16 protein-coding genes and 1 pseudogene are annotated in these 19,311 nt (G+C 62.0%); 8 read left to right on the top strand and 9 right to left on the bottom strand.

Annotation, left to right across the window (positions count from 1 at the left end):
- Positions 1-97 precede the first annotated feature (97 nt).
- The 4 genes from D8Z78_RS11850 to D8Z78_RS11835 all read right to left on the bottom strand — a co-directional run bounded on the left by D8Z78_RS11850 (position 98) and on the right by D8Z78_RS11835 (position 4,023).
- Positions 98-658 carry a hypothetical protein gene (locus tag D8Z78_RS11850; protein ID WP_128910778.1) on the bottom strand — a complete coding sequence of 187 codons (561 nt, stop codon included), beginning with the start codon at positions 656-658 and terminating at the stop codon, positions 98-100.
- Positions 655-1,851 carry a tyrosine-type recombinase/integrase gene (locus D8Z78_RS11845; protein WP_121631159.1) on the bottom strand — a complete coding sequence of 399 codons (1,197 nt, stop codon included), beginning with the start codon at positions 1,849-1,851 and terminating at the stop codon, positions 655-657. The genes D8Z78_RS11850 and D8Z78_RS11845 overlap by 4 nt, the downstream gene beginning before the upstream one ends.
- A 550-nt stretch (positions 1,852-2,401) precedes the next feature.
- Entirely contained in the window at positions 2,402-2,809 is a 408-nt protein-coding gene (locus tag D8Z78_RS11840; RefSeq protein WP_121631158.1) for a response regulator, read from the bottom strand.
- The gene (locus D8Z78_RS11835; RefSeq protein ID WP_164932950.1) at positions 2,806-4,023 is read right to left on the bottom strand and encodes a sensor histidine kinase; all 1,218 of its coding nucleotides are present in this window, start codon (positions 4,021-4,023) and stop codon (positions 2,806-2,808) included. Before D8Z78_RS11835 ends, D8Z78_RS11840 begins: the two co-directional genes overlap by 4 nt.
- Before the next feature lie 265 nt (positions 4,024-4,288).
- Between D8Z78_RS11835 and D8Z78_RS11830 the strand changes: the two genes are divergently transcribed.
- From D8Z78_RS11830 to infB, 6 genes are all read left to right on the top strand, one after another.
- Positions 4,289-5,332: an L-idonate 5-dehydrogenase gene (locus D8Z78_RS11830; RefSeq protein WP_121631156.1), complete on the top strand. Its 1,044-nt coding sequence runs from the start codon at positions 4,289-4,291 to the stop codon at positions 5,330-5,332.
- A gap of 58 nt (positions 5,333-5,390) precedes the next feature.
- On the top strand, positions 5,391-5,819 hold the full coding sequence (aroQ, locus tag D8Z78_RS11825) for a type II 3-dehydroquinate dehydratase (protein WP_121631155.1): 429 nt from the start codon (positions 5,391-5,393) through the stop codon (positions 5,817-5,819).
- Between the two features lie 150 nt (positions 5,820-5,969).
- Entirely contained in the window at positions 5,970-6,548 is a 579-nt protein-coding gene (gene rimP, locus D8Z78_RS11820) for a ribosome maturation factor RimP (protein ID WP_121631154.1), read from the top strand.
- 5 nt (positions 6,549-6,553) lie between these two features.
- Positions 6,554-8,161, top strand: coding sequence for a transcription termination factor NusA (gene nusA / locus D8Z78_RS11815; protein WP_121631153.1), 1,608 nt, complete (start codon positions 6,554-6,556; stop codon positions 8,159-8,161).
- Between the two features lie 4 nt (positions 8,162-8,165).
- A complete protein-coding gene (locus D8Z78_RS11810; protein WP_121631152.1) occupies positions 8,166-8,801 on the top strand; it encodes an RNA-binding protein in 636 nt (211 codons plus the stop codon).
- Positions 8,802-8,810: 9 nt separating this feature from the next.
- Positions 8,811-11,300, top strand: coding sequence for a translation initiation factor IF-2 (gene infB, locus D8Z78_RS11805; RefSeq protein WP_121631151.1), 2,490 nt, complete (start codon positions 8,811-8,813; stop codon positions 11,298-11,300).
- Positions 11,301-11,437: 137 nt separating this feature from the next.
- Here the strand turns inward: infB and D8Z78_RS24850 are convergent, their stop codons facing one another.
- The 4 genes from D8Z78_RS24850 to D8Z78_RS11790 form a co-directional block, all read right to left on the bottom strand.
- The gene (locus D8Z78_RS24850) at positions 11,438-11,575 is read right to left on the bottom strand and encodes a hypothetical protein (protein ID WP_206169677.1); all 138 of its coding nucleotides are present in this window, start codon (positions 11,573-11,575) and stop codon (positions 11,438-11,440) included.
- 187 nt (positions 11,576-11,762) lie between these two features.
- On the bottom strand, positions 11,763-12,161 hold the full coding sequence (gene mutT, locus D8Z78_RS11800; protein ID WP_121631150.1) for an 8-oxo-dGTP diphosphatase MutT: 399 nt from the start codon (positions 12,159-12,161) through the stop codon (positions 11,763-11,765).
- A 47-nt stretch (positions 12,162-12,208) separates the two neighbouring features.
- Positions 12,209-13,432: a bifunctional glutamate N-acetyltransferase/amino-acid acetyltransferase ArgJ gene (argJ, locus tag D8Z78_RS11795; protein ID WP_121631149.1), complete on the bottom strand. Its 1,224-nt coding sequence runs from the start codon at positions 13,430-13,432 to the stop codon at positions 12,209-12,211.
- On the bottom strand, positions 13,433-14,281 hold the full coding sequence (locus D8Z78_RS11790; protein WP_121631148.1) for a peptidylprolyl isomerase: 849 nt from the start codon (positions 14,279-14,281) through the stop codon (positions 13,433-13,435).
- 174 nt (positions 14,282-14,455) lie between these two features.
- Here D8Z78_RS11790 and secA point away from each other — a divergent pair, with 174 nt between their 5' ends.
- Together secA and D8Z78_RS11780 are read left to right on the top strand one after the other, a co-directional pair.
- A complete protein-coding gene (secA, locus tag D8Z78_RS11785; RefSeq protein WP_121631147.1) occupies positions 14,456-17,179 on the top strand; it encodes a preprotein translocase subunit SecA in 2,724 nt (907 codons plus the stop codon).
- Between the two features lie 552 nt (positions 17,180-17,731).
- Positions 17,732-19,158: pseudogene (locus tag D8Z78_RS11780) on the top strand (IS1182 family transposase).
- On the opposite strand, the gene D8Z78_RS24845 reads toward D8Z78_RS11780, so the two are convergent.
- Positions 19,106-19,311 (bottom strand): hypothetical protein (locus D8Z78_RS24845; RefSeq protein ID WP_206169681.1); only part of this gene is annotated, 206 nt, incomplete at its 5' end. The pseudogene D8Z78_RS11780 and the gene D8Z78_RS24845 sit on opposite strands and share 53 nt — an antisense overlap.

The following is a 19,311-nucleotide window of genomic DNA, read 5'->3' as shown; positions in this document are numbered from 1 at the left end:
TCCTATGCCGCCTCAAGCTGTTCAAGATGGCACGATGATGTTCAATTTTTTGATGCTCCTCATGAGGCAACATTTGATTTGATTGTTGCTCCACGGGTTACGTTGGCGGAATGCCGGGAATTACTTTCGCCTCCATTCGAAACCAAATACGCTTGACCCCTTCAAAGGTGGCCGGTGTGGTTCCAAGTTCTTTAAGCGCCTCGGCAACAGCATCACACGCGCTTATCGGTTCGCTTGCGTCGTTTCTGCTGGCAGTCATGCCTTCGTCCACGCGCGACCGAACAGCCATCCAAATCAAGATTTCATGCCATTCTTTTGTCTTTCGCCCGGCCTTAGCTTTTGGGCGAACAATTTCGCCTTTGAGCATAGCTATCAGCCATTGGCGTGCCTCGTCAGGAAGCGGTTCGCCCTGTTCCAGAGTATACGCTACAGCTAACTTTGCTGTATCAAAGCCTTCCGCATCCTCCTGCGCCCAACGGAACAAGTGCTCTGGGTTTCGGCGTATCATACCCGCACCATGCGTAAGTCGTGCTTGCGGTGGCTCCATAGCCACCATCATTTGCTTGCCGTCAGCAGTTGGGGCAAAGTTGGCCCGGAAGCCACTCTCTAGGAATTTCTTGGATCGGCGCACCGCCTCTGCAAAATCAGGCGTAGTCATTGAGAAGCCCCCGCCAGCTTGACTACCTTACCTGCGCCGCCGGTCACATGGTCGGCCCATCGCTCCAGCAGCACCCGCCGTTGGTCCAGAAAATCCGTGCGGCGATAGGCGCGCACCACGGCCCCATCGGTCACATGCCCCAGCATGGTTTCCGCGACTTCGTGCGGGGCGGTTGTCGCCTCGGCCAGCCAATCGCGCAGAGAGGACCGGAAGCCATGCGGGCGGGCCTCCAGCTTGGCGCGTTTCATGTGCTGGGATAGGGTCATATCGCTCAGGACGGTCCCGCGCGGATTGGCAAACAGATAGCCCTTGCGCGCAAAGGGGCGGGCGAGGTCGATCACCGCCAAGGCCTCGGACGACAGCGGCACCCGGAAATCCGAGGTTGTGCCCTTGCGGCCCTTCATCGCCTCCCCGGGCACGGTCCACACATCGCCGTCGATCTGGTCAAGGCGCAGCATCCGCAGCGGGCCAGAGCGCACGCCGGTCAGGATCAACAGCCGCATGGCGAGGTGTGTGACTGTCTGTTCCGTCAGGGTCGCGTAGAAGGCGGGCACATCGGCCCAAGGCATTGCCGGGATGTTCTGGGCTTCGTGGCGCGACTTGCCCAGCAGGGCCTTGGCTTTTTCGGTCGCCTGCAAATCCACATCCAAGCCCAGCGCGGCGGCATGTTTCAGAACGATGTTGAGCCGGTTCATCGCTTTGCGCGCGGTCTCGGCCTTTGCGTGCCAGATCGGGGCGAGGGTGTCGCGAATGTCGCGCTGGTCAATGTCCTCGACAGGCACGCCGCCCAGCTTGGGCAGCACATGCAATTCGAGGGGCGAGAACCAACGGCCCGCCTTGCCGTCGCCTTTGAGTTCGGCCTTGCGCGCCTCAAAGGCTTCCTCGGCCACGGTGCGCAAGGTGTGATCCGCCCGCGCCGCCTCGCGCGCTTGCCGCTCGCGTTCCTTCACCGGGTCTATTCCCGCACGCACAACAGCGCGCCAATCCTCGGCCAGCTTGCGAGCCTGTGCCAGCGTGACAGCCGGAAAGCCCCCAAGGCCCATTTCCCGCCGTCTGCCGTGAACGGTCATCCGCAACACCCATTGCGCGCCGCCATCCTCGCGCTTGATTAGCCACAGCCCCGCACCGTCACAATGCTTGCCCACAGGGGCGGATTTCACAAAAGCGGCAGACAGTCGGTCGCGTGCTGGCATGGGGTGTCCTATGGGGGCGTGGAAATCTTATCCACCTCTGTATCCACCCCAAGATATGGGATAGCCCCGGACACATCAAGACACGTCCAGACAAGATAGCCATGCAAAATCAGTATATTATAAATTCAGTTGGACACGGATACACAAGATAGGCCAATAGCTATGTGCCTCTTCTGGGCACCATAAAAAGCCGCCAAGGTTTCAAGACCTTGGCGGCTTTTTTGTATCCAAGTCAGAGCGTTGCAATCGCAGCGGACAGCGCCCGGCAGCGGATCTATTGAAGCCCTTACTGACCCATCCGGACCGGCCCGACCGATGACCACTTGAGTGCTTGCAACCTGCCAGGGACGCGGTGCGCAGCGTTGGTCAGACAGGCCCCGTCGCGACCGCTGCAAAGGCGGGTCCCCGAACAAGGTTCGAAGACCCGCAACCGGCAAAGCGGTCAAACCCAATCACCTCGAACCAATACACACCCACCAGGGTGCAATCAACCTGACGCAGAAAAGTGAACGCGATCATAAAGGAAAAATTGTAGAATTTCCGATTTTCCTCAACCGGTCGCGGGTCCTTCCCTCTCGACGATTTCGGCCAGCCGTGCCAGCCGGGAACTGTCCAATGGCTTTCCGAAAAAGCCCCGCACCATGTCGTAGTCGCGGGCCTGCGCCTTGTCTGTGCAGGCTTCCGAGGTCGACAACATGAAAACCGGGATTTCCTGAAACCGATCGCCCAGCCGGGTCGCCGCCGCGTCGAGGAACTCGAACCCGTCCATGCGCGGCATGTTTATGTCGAGCAGAATTGCATCGATGCGCGGCGCGGCGTCTTCTGCGAGGAAATCCAGCGCGTCCTCGGCCATGAGAAAGCCATGCACCTCTCCGACAAGCCCGGATCGCTGGATCAGGCGCGCGCACATCTTTTGGTCGAGGTCGTTGTCGTCGATCAGCATCAGATTGGAAATCATTGCACCCTCTCCTTCAGCCAGACGGTGAACCGCGCCCCTTCGCCCGGCGCCGAACGCAGGTCGATATGTCCACCGTGGTTCATCGCGATACGATGGCAGATCGCAAGGCCCATCCCCGTGCCCTCGTACACGGTAGCAGGGTTGAGCCTTTGAAACAGTTGGAAAACCCGCTCGTGGTATTTCGGGTCGATGCCGATGCCGTCCTCCTCGACGAAGAAGCCGATCATCCCCGCCTCGCCATTGTCGACGGGACCAATCCGGATCGTCGGCGACGTTCCGGGCTTTCGGAACTTCACCGCGTTGGACAGCAGGTTGTTGACGAGAAGGCGCATCTGCCCCCGGTTGGCCTGAACCTCGGGCAGCGGAGCGGTTTCGACCCGGGCGTCCAGCCCCTGCATGTCGCCGCGCAGGTCGGCCAAGGCCTCGGCCACCACCTCGTCGAGCGAAACGGGCTCGACCGTCAATTCCTCGCCGATGGTATTGGTGTAATCCAGCACATCCGCGATCATCACCTGCATACGATCGAGCGTCGCACGCAGGTCGTCGAACATTTCCTCGGTCTCGGCGGCCATGCCACCATCGAGGTCCTCTTGGATGGCATCGACAAGCATCATCGAGGTGTTGGTGGGCGACTTCAGGTCATGCGAGGCGGCATAGGCAAAGGCACGCAATTCGTCGTTTGTGGCATTAGCCACGCGGATTCGGTCCTGAAGGGCACGGTTGAGCTTTTCGATCTCGCGCAGGCGGGCATGTGCGTCCGAGACGTCCTCGCGGATCAGCACGATATGCCCAGAACTCAGGTGACGCGTGATCCGGACAAAAGCGCTGTCATCCTTGAACCGGAATTCGCCGCGATACCCGTCGCGCATGGCCTCGTTCAGAAAATGATCCAGCAGAGCGTCATGGCTCATCTCCGGATGCCACAGCCCGCCTTCTTCCATCGCGCGGCGCAAACCGGCCTCGTAGCTACCGCCGACCGATTTCGCGATTCCGGTTCCGGCATTGTCCTTTAGAACCAGTTCGTTGGCATAGACGATCATGCCCTTTGCATCGATGATGGTGAGGCCGACCGGCAGGGCGTGACCGAGTTCCTGCACCAGCGCAAATTGCTGAAGCGACAGCCGTTGGCGCATCGCGCGCTCGCGCCACAGCAAGGCGGCCAGCCCGGTCGACAGCAGCAGGAGCGCCGGGATCAGAACAGCCGGAATGTCCATCATCCTCCCTTCACATTCGCGTCGCCCCGAACGGGCGATCGGGTCGCTGCGTTCCCCGGGACCGGCATGAATTTTCTTTCACGCATCGAAAACTTTCCTCTGAGCCAGTCGTAGTCATCCATATGTGAACGATTGGTTAACGGCCCTGCGCGACAGGGCCGAGGGTTGCGGATTTGCCGCGTGCGCCCGTGGCCCAACCTGCGGCTTGGCGACCGTCGCGCTCTGCGCTATGCCGGGCGGACCAGCCCTTCAGCAAGGACAAGCCATGCAAACCCGAGTCTGCCGCCTGCATGCCCAAGGCGATATCCGCATCGAGACAGAGACGCTCGCCGATCCCGGACCGGGCGAAGTCATCGTTGCGATGGGCGCCGGCGGCATCTGCGGCTCTGACCTGCATTATTTCCAGCATGGCGGCTTTGGCGCCATTCGCGTGCGTGAACCGATCATCCTCGGCCACGAGGCCGCCGGGACGGTGGTGGCCCTCGGGGCCGGCGTCACGTCCCTCACCGAGGGGCAGAAGATCGCGATCAATCCCTCGCGGCCCTGTGGAACCTGCCGGTACTGCACCGAGGGCCTGACGACGCATTGCCTGAACATGCGTTTCAGCGGATCGGCGATGCGGGTCCCGCACGAGCAGGGCCTGTTTCGCGACCGGATGATCGTTGAGGCCGCGCAATGCGTGCCCGTCGCAGACACGACCGACATTTCAGAGGCGGCCTGCGCCGAGCCGCTGGCGGTTTGTCTGCATGCGGGCCAGATGGCGGGCGAGCTTGCGGGCAAACGCGTTCTGGTCACCGGGTCTGGCCCGATCGGCGCGCTCTGTGCCGCCGTGGCCCGCCACCACGGGGCTATCGAAGTCGTGGTGACCGACCTTCAGGACATTCCCTTGCAGGTCGCGCGCGCCATGGGCGCGACGCAAACGGTCAACGTGCTGACCGAATCCGAGACGCTAGAGCCGTTCAAGGCGGACAAGGGCCATTTCGATGTGGTGTTCGAATGCTCCGCGGCGGCACCCGCTGTCGCCACGGCCATTGCCTGCGCCCGGCCACAGGGGCGGATCGTGCAGGTTGGCGTGACCGGTGAGCTGCCCTTGCCCATCCAGCCCTTGGTGGGCAAGGAACTGACGTTCCAAGGCACCCAGCGTTTTCGCCACTCGGAATTCGACGCGGCGGTGGCAGCGATTTCCGACCGGACAATCGACGTGCGCCCGCTGATCACCGGGCGCTATGCCTTGGAAGATGCCCACGAGGCCTTCGAAACCGCAGGCGACCGGACCCGGTCGTCCAAGGTGCATCTGACCTTTGCCTGACCCGAAGTAGGATGGGTGATCACCCATCCTACCCAAGCCTTGCCCGAGAAAGACCGACATGAAGACCATCTACATCCTCAATGGCCCCAACCTGAACCTGCTCGGCAAACGTCAGCCGGACATTTACGGCCATGAAACCCTCGCCGATGTCGAAACCCTCTGCCGCGCCGCCTGCGCCGAGGGCTTTGACGTCAAACTCATGCAGTCCAACCACGAGGGCCAGCTGATCGACTGGATCCACGAGGCGCGCGAGCAGGCCTGCGGCATCGTGATGAACCCCGGCGCCTACACCCATACCTCGATTGCGATCCTCGATGCGCTCAACGCATTCGAAGGGCCGGTGATGGAGGTTCACATCTCTCAGGTCCACAAACGCGAGGCGTTCCGCCACCATTCCTATGTCTCGATGCGGGCCGATGGGGTGATCGCGGGCCTCGGTCTCGAAGGCTATGCAGCCGCCACGCGGCGGGTCTGCCAGATCGCCTGAAGCAGCGCTCTGCACGTTTCCCTTGCAGACTCGGGGGCAAATGCGTATATGCGGCTCAACAGCGGTGCGTTGGGGTCCAAACCCGACGCGCTACCGAAACGATGTGCGGGCCGCTTGGCCCGTTTTTTTATGCCCGAAAGGCAGCCCCGTATGAATAACCTGATCGCCAAGACCGGCATGGATGCCCGCGTCGCCGAGATCATCGCCCCGGTGATCGAGGACATGGGATTCGAACTGGTCCGCATCCGCCTGCAAGGCGGCAACACGCCGACCCTTCAGATCATGGCCGAACGCCCCGAGGGCGGCATCGAGGTCGATGAATGCGCCGAAATCTCGACCGCCGTGTCCGCCGTCATGGATGTCGAGGACCCGATTTCCGACGCTTACACGCTTGAGGTTTCGAGCCCCGGCATCGACCGCCCGCTGACCCGCCTCAAGGATTTCGAAACCTACGAGGGCTACGAGGCCAAGCTGGAAACCGCCGAGTTGATCGACGGCCGCAAACGCTTTCGTGGTATCCTCGCCGGGGTCGAAGGCTCCGAGGTTCTGGTGAACATCGAGCAGGATGGTGAAGACGTCACCGTCGGCCTGCAATTCGACTGGCTGGCCGAGGCCAAGCTGATCCTGACCGATGAACTGATCCGCGAGGCGCTGCGCGCCCGCAAGGCTGTAGACGAATCCAAGTATGACGAGATCGAAACCGAGTCTGACGCTCGGGAAGAGGAGTAAGACAGATGGCAATCACCTCTGCCAACCAGCTTGAGCTGTTGCAGACCGCCGAGGCGGTGGCGCGCGAAAAGATGATCGACCCCGGTCTGGTCGTCGAAGCGATGGAGGAATCCCTCGCCCGTGCGGCCAAGTCCCGCTACGGCGCGGAAATGGACATCCGCGTGTCCATCGACCGCCGCACCGGCAAGGCGACCTTCACCCGCGTCCGCACCGTGGTCGAGGAAGAAGAGCTGGAAAACTATCAGGCAGAGATGACCATCCAGCAGGCCAAGCAATACATGGCCGACCCCCAGATCGGGGACACCTTCGTCGAGGAAGTCCCGCCGGTCGAACTGGGCCGCATCGCCGCGCAATCGGCCAAGCAGGTGATCCTGCAAAAGGTCCGCGAAGCGGAGCGGGATCGCCAGTACGAGGAATTCAAGGACCGCGCCGGCACGATCATCAACGGTCTCGTCAAGCGCGAGGAATACGGCAACGTCATCGTCGACGTGGGCGCCGGTGAGGGCGTGCTGCGCCGCAATGAAAAGATCGGCCGTGAGGCCTATCGCCCCGGCGACCGCATCCGCTGCTACGTCAAGGATGTGCGCCGCGAGACCCGTGGCCCGCAGATCTTCCTCAGCCGCACCGCGCCGGAATTCATGGCCGAATTGTTCAAGATGGAAGTGCCGGAAATCTACGACGGCATCATCGAGATCAAGGCCGTCGCCCGCGATCCCGGTTCGCGCGCCAAGATCGCTGTCATTTCCTATGACGGCGGCATCGACCCCGTGGGCGCCTGCGTCGGTATGCGCGGCAGCCGCGTGCAGGCCGTTGTGAACGAACTTCAGGGCGAAAAGATCGACATCATCCCGTGGAACGAGGATATGCCGACCTTCCTCGTGAACGCGCTGCAACCGGCCGAAGTGTCGAAAGTGGTTTTGGACGAAGAGGCCGAGCGCATCGAGGTCGTCGTTCCCGACGAGCAGCTGTCGCTCGCCATCGGTCGTCGCGGTCAGAACGTGCGTCTGGCATCCCAGTTGACCGGTCTCGACATCGACATCATGACCGAGGAAGAGGAATCCAAGCGCCGCCAGAAGGAATTCGAAGAGCGCACCCAGCTGTTCATGGCAACGCTGGACCTGGACGAATTCTTTGCCCAGTTGCTGGTCTCCGAAGGCTTCACCAACCTCGAAGAAGTCGCCTATGTCGATCAGGACGAATTGCTGGTTATCGACGGTGTCGACGAGGACACCGCCAACGAACTGCAAACCCGCGCCCGCGAGTTCCTCGAAGAACAAGCCCGCAAGGCCGAGGCCCACGCCCGCGAGTTGGGTGCCGATGACAGCCTGTTCGGGTTCGAAGGCCTGACGCCGCAGATGATCGAAGTGCTGGCCGAGGATGGCATCAAGACGCTCGAAGACTTCGCCACCTGCGCCGACTGGGAACTGGCCGGTGGCTGGACCACCCAGAACGGCCAGCGCGTCAAGGACGAGGGCCTGCTGGAGAAGTTCGACGTGTCGCTCGAAGACGCACAGAACCTCGTCATGACCGCCCGCGTCCTTCTGGGCTGGGTCGACCCGACCGAGCTGGAAGCCGACGAAGAGGAAGACGTCGCAGAAGAGGCGGAGGAGTAAGCCCTTGTCGCGAGGCGGACAGACCAAGGACCGCGAGGACGGGCCGGAGCGGAAGTGCATCGCCACGGGCGAGGTACAGCCGAAATTCGGCCTGATCCGCTTTGTCCTTGGTCCCGATGGCAGGATTGTTCCCGATCTGGCTGGAAAATTGCCGGGACGGGGCATATATATAGCCGCCGACCGGGCCGCTGTTGAAAAGGCGGCCTCGAAAGGGCTTTTTGCCCGCGCTGCCAAACAGCCGGTGCAGGTGCCCGATGGTCTGGTGGATTTGCTCGAACAGATGCTGGTCCGCCGGGTTGTCGACCTCATCAGCCTCGCCCGCAAGTCGGGCGACGCGGTGGCGGGCTACGAAAAGGTGAAGGACTGGCTGGGCAAGGAAGAGGCCCGCGTCCTGATCCAGGCGACGGACGGATCCGAACGCGGAAAGACCAAGTTGAGCACGCCATATGGCGGCACCTATATCGGTTGGCTCTCCGCAGATGAGCTGGGCATGGCCTTTGGACGACAAACTGTGATACATGCCGCGCTTGGCGCTGGTGGACTCAGTCGTCGTGTTGTAGAGGAAGCCCAACGGTTGAAGGGTATACGCGTCGGAGTGTCCGATGCGGATCGCGGCGGCAGGGGCCGTCGGAAAGGATGAAGAAGCTTTATGAGCGATAATGACGGCAAGAAGACACTTGGTGTACGCGGGGGCCCGCGTTCTGGCAGCGTGAAGCAGAGCTTCAGCCATGGCCGGACCAAGAACGTCGTGGTGGAAACCAAGCGCAAGCGCGTCGTGGTCCCGAAACCGGGTGCGGGCGGCACCGGCAAACCCGGTGGCACCGGCCCCGTCGGTTCGGGGGCAAAGCGCCCTGCCGGGATCTCCGATGCCGAAATGGAACGCCGCCTGAAGGCGTTGCAGGCCGCCAAGGCCCGCGAGGTCGAGGAAGCCGCGCAGCGGGAGGCCGAGGAAAAGGCCCGCGCCGAAGAGCGTGAGCGCCTGCGCGCGGAGAAAGAACAGAAAGAGCGTGAGCAGCGCGAGGCCGAAGAGGCCCTGCGCCGCAAGGCCGAGGCCGAAGAGCAGGCCAAGCGCGACGCTGAAGAAAAGGCAAAGGCCGCTGCGGCTGCCGCTGCCCAGCCTGCCCCCAAGCAGGAAGACAACCGCGCCAAGCCGTCCAAGGACAAGCCGGCCCCGCGTCGGGCCGAGCCCGAAGCGGATCGCAACACCCGTGGCCGTGGCCGCGGCGACGATGCCGGTGGCCGCCGCGCGGGCAAACTGACGCTGAACCAAGCGCTTTCGGGCGAAGGTGGCCGTCAGAAGTCCATGGCTGCGATGAAGCGCAAGCAGGAACGCCAGCGCCAAAAGGCGATGGGCGGCTCCCAGCAGCGCGAAAAGGTCGTGCGTGACGTCCAGCTGCCCGAGGCGATCACCGTCGCCGAACTGGCGAACCGGATGGCAGAGCGCGTGGCCGACGTGGTGAAGTCGTTGATGAACAACGGCATCATGGCGACGCAGAACCAGACCATCGACGCCGACACTGCCGAACTCATAATCGAGGAATTCGGCCACCGCGTGACCCGCGTCTCCGACGCCGATGTCGAGGACGTCATCAAGACCGTCGAAGACAAGCCCGAGGAACTGCAGCCGCGTCCCCCGGTCATCACGATCATGGGTCACGTCGACCACGGCAAGACCTCGCTTCTGGACGCGATTCGCGATGCCAAGGTGACCGCTGGCGAAGCTGGCGGGATCACCCAGCACATCGGCGCCTATCAGGTGACGACCGACAGCGGCTCCGTGCTGTCCTTCCTCGACACGCCCGGCCACGCGGCCTTTACGTCGATGCGGTCGCGCGGCGCTCAGGTGACGGATATCGTCGTGCTGGTGGTTGCTGCGGATGACGCCGTGATGCCGCAGACGGTCGAGGCCATCAACCACGCCAAGGCGGCGGGTGTGCCGATGATCGTCGCGATCAACAAGTGCGACAAGCCCTCTGCGAACCCCACCAAGGTCCGCACCGATCTGCTTCAGCACGAAGTGGTCGTCGAGGAAATGTCGGGCGATGTACAGGATGTCGAAGTGTCCGCGCATACCGGTCAGGGTCTGGATCAACTGCTCGAAGCCATCGCGCTTCAGGCGGAAATCCTTGAACTGAAGGCCAACCCCGATCGCGCCGCCGAGGGTGCCGTGATCGAGGCGCAGCTGGACGTCGGCCGTGGTCCCGTCGCGACTGTTCTGGTCCGGAACGGGACTTTGCGTCAGGGCGATGTGTTTGTCGTGGGCGAGCAATACGGCAAGGTCCGTGCGCTCATCAACGACAAGGGCGAGCGCGTCAAGGAAGCTGGCCCGTCGGTCCCCGTCGAGGTGCTGGGTCTGAACGGCACGCCCGAGGCGGGCGACGTTCTGAACGTGACCTCGACCGAAGCGCAGGCCCGCGAGATCGCCGAATACCGCGCCAATGTCGCCAAGGAGAAGCGCGCCGCCGCCGGTGCCGCGACGACCCTTGAGCAACTGATGCAGAAGGCCAAGGACGACGAGAACGTCTCGGAGCTGCCGGTCATCGTCAAAGCCGACGTGCAGGGCTCGTCCGAAGCCATCGTTCAGGCGCTGGAAAAGGTCGGCAACGACGAGGTGCGCGTTCGCGTTATCCACCACGGTGTGGGCGCGATCACCGAAACCGACGTTGGCCTTGCCGAAGCGTCGGGCTGTCCGGTCATCGGCTTCAACGTCCGCGCCAATGCCTCGGCCCGCAATTCGGCCAACCAGAAGGGCGTGGAAATTCGGTACTATTCGGTGATCTACGACCTCGTCGATGATGTGAAGCAGGCGGCCTCGGGCCTTCTGTCGAACGAGATCCGCGAAAAGTTCATCGGCTATGCCAACATCAAGGAGGTCTTCAAGGTCTCCGGCGTGGGCAAGGTCGCGGGCTGTCTGGTCACCGAAGGCGTGGCGCGCCGCTCCGCCGGTGTGCGCCTGCTGCGCGACAACGTCGTGATCCACGAAGGCACGCTGAAGACGCTCAAGCGTTTCAAGGACGAAGTGTCCGAGGTTCAGTCCGGCCAGGAATGCGGCATGGCGTTCGAGAACTACGACGATATCCGCGCAGGCGATGTCATCGAAATCTTCGAGCGCGAGGAAATCGAACGTTCGCTGGATTGATCCAACGAACAGGGAAACGAGAAAGGCCGCCCTCGCTGGCGGCCTTTTTGCATTGATGGGATGTTAGACACTGCCCGACGTGAGGCCAAAGAAAAAGGCCCCTCTGGGGCCTTGTTTCGTCTCGCGACAGCGGGATGTCAGGCTGCCTTGGCCACGACCGGGCGACCTGTGTAGATCCGATCCCCGACACGGACCGAAATGCGCCCGTCGGGCAGTGCCTTTTCGAACAGGCCTTGGATCGACACACAACTTCCCAGAACAATCGTTCGCAGCATTTCCGTTCCCCTGAATGCGCAAGCTGAGCCACAAGAGTACTGCGAAACGGTGAATATTTCCAGAAAAGCAACGTCACAATTTCGCCATATTTCCAGCCATGACGAGCGCTTTTCAGAAACATTCCCGTGCAGGCTGAGCGCTTGTCGAATAAATACGCCGAACGATGAAAGTTTCATCGATCATTTTTTACAGCCAGTCCCGCAAAATCGGGATGAGCGGAATGTCCGCGGGTGGCATCGGGTAGTCGCGCAACTGATTCGCGCGCACCCATTTCAACGCCTGCCCTTCCTTCGATTGCGGCATGCCCTTCCATTTTCGACAGGCGAAGAGTGGCATGAGCAGGTGGAAGTCGTCGTAGCTGTGTGACGCGAACGTCAGGGGCGCGAGGCAGGAATCCCATGTCTCGATACCCAACTCCTCGTGGAGTTCGCGGATCAGCGCCGCTTCGGGCGTCTCGCCGGGTTCGACCTTGCCGCCCGGGAACTCCCAGAGCCCGGCCATGGACTTGCCCTCGGGACGTTGAGCCAAAAGGATGCGGCCATCTGCGTCGATCAGAGCGACGGCGGAGACGAGTATGATCTTCATGTGGAGTTCCTTGAAGTAGGATGGGTGATCACCCATCCTACCTTATGTCACGAACGGTAATCGGCGTTGATCGAGATATAGCCATGGGTCAGGTCGCAGGTCCAGATCGTGGCCGCCCCCTGCCCCAAGCCTATATCCACGCTGATCGTGATCTCCGGCTCTTTCATCAATGCCGCACCGTCCGCTTCGCGATAGCCCGGCGCGACCCAGCCCTTTTCCGCCACCAGCACATCGCCAAAGCGGATGGTCAACAGGTCACGATCCGCCGCAGCGCCAGACTTGCCGATCGCCATGACGACGCGGCCCCAGTTCGGGTCCTCGCCTGCCACGGCGGTCTTGATCAAGGGCGAATTGGCGATCGCCAGCGCATGGGTCCGCGCATCCTCATCCGAGGCCGCGCCGGTCACGTTGACCGTCACGAACTTGGTCGCACCTTCGCCGTCTCTGACAACCTGATGCGCGAGGTCGAGGAAGACGCCATGCATCGCCTCGGCAAATTCCGCATTCCCCGTCACGTCGACACCGGACTTGCCCGTGGAGCCCATCAACAGCGTGTCCGAGGTGGACGTATCGCTGTCCACCGTGATGCAGTTGAACGTCTTGTTGGACATCTCGGAAACGAGGTCCTGCAACGCTGCCCGGCTGATCTGCGCGTCGGTGAAGATATAGACCAGCATGGTCGCCATATCCGGCGCGATCATACCCGATCCCTTCGCCATGCCGGCGATCTTAACCGGTTTGCCGTCAATGGTGATCTCTGCCGCCGCCCCCTTGGGGAAGGTATCCGTGGTCATGATCGCCTCGGCGGCGGCGGCCATGGCATCCGCTGACAAATTGTCGACCAGTTCCGCCACCTTTGCGGTGATCCGATCATGCGGCAAACGCTCGCCGATCACCCCGGTCGACGAGGTGAACACGCGCTCTGCCGGAAGGCCCGTGACCTCGGCGACCATGTCGCAGATTGCCTTGACCGATCCCTCACCGGCGCGCCCGGTGAAGGCGTTGGAATTGCCGGAATTGACGATGATCGCGGCGCCCCGATCCGAGTCGCCGCCGATCTTGGCCTGACAATCCAACACGTTGGCCGAGCGCGTCAGAGAGCGCGTAAACACACCCGCCACGACGCTGCCCGGGTCGAGCAATGCCAGCATCACGTCGGTTCGACCGGCATAGCGCACCCCCGCCTGAGCGGTGGCAAAGCGCACCCCGTCGATGACGGGAAGCGCGGGAAACTGCTCGGGCGCGAGCGGGGAGCGGGGATATTTGCCCAATTATTCCTCCAGAAGTTCGACTTGGGACAGAACAGAGGTGTCGATTTCGGCCATGCCCTTGCGGGTGACCTCGGCCTTGCCGACCAGCGACTGGATGTGGTCCTGAACGGCGTCCTGCTGCACCTTCTGGACCAGCTCTGCGCGGACCTCTTCCAGCGCGGGCGCCTCTTTGACGCGGGTCTCGTTCAGTTTGATGACGTGCCAGCCGAACTGCGTCTGCACCGGGCCGGTGACGTCCCCCACGTTCAGCGACTCGACGGCGGTCTGGAAGGGCTGCACCATCATGCCAGCCGAGAACCAACCGAGCGAGCCGCCATTCGGGCCGGACGGGCCGGTCGAACGCGCGCGCGCGGTCTCGGCGAAATCGGCGCCGCCCTTGACCTCGGCGAGAATTTCCGCGGCCTCTTCCTCGGTCTCGACGAGGATGTGCGACGCGTTGAATTCCTTGCCCATTTCGGCATTGGCATATTCCGCATCATAGGCGGCCTGAATGGCGTTGTCGGTGGTGGCGCGCTCGGCAATCTTGGTGATCGCCTCGGCGGCCATCAGCGAGCGGCGCTCGTTTTCCAGCGACACGCGGACGCGGCGGGTTTCCACCGCCTCCTTGGACTGGGCCAGCGCCTCTTGCTGGATAATCTGGTCGAGAATGCCCTCCCACAGGGCGTCGTTGGGAAGCTGCTGGTATTGCTGCGGCAGACCCGCGCGCACGGCCAGCATGTTGCCCAGCGTGATCTCGGTCCCGTTGACGGTGGCCACGACGGTATCGGCAGTGACCTCTTCGGCGACCGCAGGCGCGGCAACGGTCAGGGCCAGCGCGGCAAAGGCGGGCTTGATGAGGGTCTTCAGCATGGGTTTTGTCCTTTCAGACAGGGCCGCGGCACCCCGCGGCGTTGACACTCTCCGGCCCGCCGCTTAGATGCCATACAGGCTCTGCGGGCCGGTCGTTCCCCTGTTTCATATGGGCTGTGTGCGAGGCGGGCAAGCAGATGCCGCACACGAAGATGGGAACAGGTATACTCGATCATGCTGGGAAAACTCGCGCGGAAGGTGTTCGGAACGCCGAATGACCGAAAGATCAAGGCCACGCGCCCGATCGTGGAAAAGATCAACGCGCTGGAGGCCGAGTTCGAGAAGCTCGACGATGCCGGGCTGATCGCCAAGACTGCGGAATACAAAAAGCGGATCGAGGGGGGCGAAAGTCTCGACCACCTGCTTCCCGAAGCCTTTGCCAACTGCCGCGAGGCCGCAAAGCGCGCCTTGGGCCTGCGCGCCTTCGACGTGCAGCTGATGGGCGGGATCTTCCTGCATCAGGGCAACATCTCTGAAATGAAGACCGGCGAGGGCAAGACCCTCATGGCCACCTTTGCCGCCTACCTGAACGGCCTGACGGGCCGGGGTGTGCACGTGGTCACGGTGAACGACTATCTCGCCCGCCGCGACGCCGAATGGATGTCCAAGGTGTACGGGGCGCTGGGTCTGACCACCGGCGTCGTCTACCCCCGCCAGCCGGAGGAAGAAAAGAAGGCCGCGTACGAATGTGACATCACCTACGCGACCAACAACGAGCTGGGCTTTGACTACCTGCGCGACAACATGAAGTCCGAGCTCAACCAGATCTACCAGCGCGACCACTATTTCGCGATCGTGGACGAGGTGGACTCGATCCTCGTGGACGAGGCGCGCACACCGCTGATCATCTCCGGCCCGGCGCAGGATCGCTCCGAACTGTATGTCGCCATCGACAAGCTGATCCCCGAATTGCAGGACGATCACTACGAGATCGACGAAAAGACCCGCAACGTGACCTTCACCGACGAGGGCAACGAGTTCCTCGAAGAGCGTCTGCGCGTCTACGAATTGCTGCCCGAGGGCCAGACCCTGTACGACCCCGAAAGCACGACCATCGTGCACCACGTCAATCAGGGTCTGCGCGCGCACAAACTCTACGCCAAGGACAAGGATTACATCGTTCGCGACAGCGAGGTCATCCTGATCGACGAATTCACCGGGCGCATGATGCAGGGCCGCCGCCTGTCCGAGGGTCTGCATCAGGCCATCGAAGCCAAGGAAGGCTGCAAGATCCAGCCCGAGAACGTGACCTTGGCGTCGGTGACCTTCCAGAACTACTTCCGTCTCTATGACAAGCTGGGCGGCATGACCGGCACGGCGGCCACCGAGGCCGAGGAATTCGCCGAAATCTACGGCCTTGGCGTCGTCGAGGTGCCGACCAACCGTCCGATTGCGCGTATCGACGAGGACGACCGCGTCTATCGCACCGCCAAGGAAAAATACGACGCAATCGTCGAGGAAATCAAAGGCGCGCATGAAAAGGGGCAGCCGGTTCTGGTCGGTACCACCTCCATCGAAAAGTCGGAAATGCTGTCGCACCTGCTCAAGCAGGCCAACCTGCCGCATAACGTCCTGAACGCCCGCCAGCACGAACAAGAGGCGCAGATCGTCGCCGATGCGGGCAAGCTGGGCGCGATCACCATCGCCACCAACATGGCCGGGCGCGGCACCGACATCAAACTGGGCGGGAATGTCGAATTCCAGATCATGGAGGCCATCGCCGCCGCCCCGGATCGCGACCCCGAGGAGATCCGCGCCGAGATCGAGAAACAGCACGATGCCGACGAAGAGGCGGTTAAGCAGGCCGGCGGCCTGTTCGTGCTGGCCACCGAACGCCACGAATCCCGGCGCATCGACAACCAGTTGCGCGGCCGGTCGGGCCGTCAGGGTGACCCGGGCCGCTCTGCCTTCTTCCTGTCGCTGGACGATGACCTGATGCGCATCTTCGGCAGCGAACGGCTGGACAAGGTCCTGTCGACGCTGGGCATGAAAGAGGGCGAGGCGATCATTCACCCTTGGGTGAACAAGTCGCTGGAACGCGCGCAGGCCAAGGTCGAGGGGCGCAACTTCGACATCCGCAAACAGCTGCTGAAATTCGACGACGTGATGAACGATCAGCGCAAGGTGATCTTCTCCCAACGGCGCGAGATCATGGAGGCCGAGGACCTGTCGGAAATCGTCACCGACATGCGCCACGAAGTCATCGACGAGTTGGTCGACATCTATTGCCCGCCGCGCGCCTATGCCGACCAGTGGAACACCGAAGGTCTGTATGCGGCCGTCATCGAAAAACTGGGCCTCGACCTGCCGATCATGTCCTGGGCCGACGAAGACGGCGTCGATCAGGAAACCGTCAAGGAGCGCCTCGAAGAGGCGTCCGACAAGATGATGGCCGAAAAGGCCGAGGCCTTCGGCCCCGAGACCATGCGCAACATCGAAAAGCAGGTTCTGCTGCAAACTATCGACGGCAAGTGGCGCGAGCACCTGTTGACGCTGGAACATCTGCGCTCGGTCGTTGGTTTCCGCGGCTATGCGCAGCGCGATCCGCTGAACGAATACAAGAACGAGGCCTTCGCCCTGTTCGAGAACATGCTGGATTCGTTGCGGGAGCAAGTCTCCAGCCAATTGTCTCAGGTCCGCCCGATGACCGAAGAAGAACAGCGCGCGATGATGCAGCAGCTGATGGCGCAGCAAAAGGAGATGCAGCAGCAGGCCGACCAAGCCAAGGCCGCGCACGAACCCGTTTTGCCCACCGGCGAGGATGAGGCCGCCCGCGAACCGCTGGTCGCCGGTTTCGACGAAACCGACCAGAGCACTTGGGGCAACCCGGGCCGCAACGATCCCTGCCCCTGCGGCTCTGGCAAGAAATTCAAGCACTGCCACGGCTCGCTGGTTTGATTTGAGGGTGAAGAAGACGGTCAAGTTTGTCCCAAACCGAGGCAAGTTTGTCCCAAGGTCTGTATTTAGGGGGCGCCACACGGCGCCCCTACTGCATTTAGTACCCAGCGATTAGGAAAAATTATTTCATTTCCAGCCACTTCTAGCCGCCTGCCCTGGCAGTCCTCCAGTCCACGGCTCCGCCTGAGGGACCCATGGCTCTGCTGGGCGGCACTCTTGCGGTGATATCTGGCTGCACCTCAACCGCAGAACCAGCCGGTCTGCTGGCATTCGCGGAAGCGACCGGCTTCGAAAAGCTTCGCCTTCCATAAACGGTCAAACGATCCATCCCGTTCGGCAAGTCACTGGTTGCCTGCCGTCAGCCTGGTCGTACGGTCTCGTGGACTGCTCTTGCGCCTTGAACATGGAGTGGCCAGCAAAGAGGGCTAACGTCGGTCAGTTGATCTCCGAACCAGGCACGACCACACAGACGGCCTATTTTGTTGAAAAACTCGTCCTTGATTAAAGGGCCGTAGGCTGATTCAATTTCTGCATTGGGTGGGAGGATTGGCGATGATGGGACCGCGGCAGGAGGCGCAGCCGGCGTTGTTCTATGAGTTCTCGCTCGAAGATCATGTGCCCCAGAACCACCTGCGGCGCTCCATCGACCGGTTCGTGGACCTGTCCGGCATCCGCAGCTACCTCGCCGATCTCTACAGCCACACGGGGCGTCCGTCCGTCGATCCCGAACTCCTCATCCGGATGCTGCTGGTGGGCTATTGCTTCGGCATCCAGTCCGAGCGGCGGCTCTGCGAGGAGGTCCATCTGAACCTGGCATATCGCTGGTTTTGCCGTCTCGATCTGAGCGACCGCGTCCCGGATCACTCGACTTTTTCTAAGAAACGGCACGGCCGGTTCCGTGACAGCGAGCTATTCCGGCATCTGTTCGAGACGACCGTGGCCCGGTGCATCGACGAGGGGCTGGTTAGCGTCCAGCGCATGGCAGTTGATGCCAACTTTATCGAAGCGGATGCGAACAAGCACAACTTATCGCCGAAGGAGGAATGGGACGCGAGGCAGATCAATCCCGCTGATGCGCCCCGAGCCGTTCGCGAGTATCTTGACGTCTTGGACGAAGCCGCATTCGGCGCAGCAAGCGAGGTCCAGCCAAAGTCTACCTCGCATTCTAACCCGACGAGCCAGTGGACCGCGGCCCGGAAAGGCCCGGCATTCTTCAGCTATTCTGACAATTACCTGATCGACACGGACCATGGTGTCATCGTGGACTTGGGAGCGACAAGGTCGATCCGGCAGGCCGGAGTAGGATCAACCAAGACCATGCTGAGGCGCGTGAAGGCCAAGTTCGACCTTCATCCAGAGCGGCTCATCGCCCCCTCTCGTGACCTTGCTTCGCAATGCACTGCCGGGCGGTGCATACCGCCTATGGCACCGCGCCAATGCTGGGCTGGCTGGTCGATCGCAAGATCGCGCCCCACATCCCCGTATTCGACAAGTCAGGGCGCAATGACGGGACATGGACCCGCGCCGACTTTGAATGGGATGCGGAGAACGACCAATACATTTGCCCTGAGGGGCACGAGCTGAAGCAGTTCCGCCGAAACTACTCCGATCCGAACCGCGGTCCGAGCGGCAAAGGCACAGCCCGCTATCGGGCGCTGAAAGAGGTCTGTCAGGCATGCCTATCAAAAGCGAAGTGCTGCCCGAATGCGGTTGCTCGCAAGATCACCCGCGAGGAACATGAAGATGCCCGGCAGGTCGCCCGGGACATTGCGAAGACCGAGCAATACGTCATCTCGATCAAGCTGCGGAAGGAGGTCGAGATGCTCTTCGCCCACCTCAAGCGGATCCTTGGCCTGAACCGGCTCCGATTACGCGGACCCTGCGGCGCAAATGACGAATTCCTCCTCGCCGCCACCGCCCAGAACCTCAGGAAACTGGCCAAGATATTTCCTGCACCGCAGCAACCGCGAAACGCCTGACGACAAAGGCGCTCGTGCCATGTTCAGGCGTCGATATTCTGCGGCCGCGAACGGGTGTTTTTCCACAGAACCGGCGTATTTTGTTGAAAAACTCGCCCTTGATCGAAGGCCGCTCGGCTGATTCAATTCCCGCAATGGGTGGGAGGGTCGGCG

The sequence above is a fragment of the Tropicibacter alexandrii genome, assembly GCF_003667315.2.
In the GTDB taxonomy this organism is placed as follows: Bacteria; Pseudomonadota; Alphaproteobacteria; order Rhodobacterales; family Rhodobacteraceae; genus Tropicibacter; species Tropicibacter alexandrii.
This window is presented reverse-complemented; position numbering and strand designations above follow the sequence as displayed.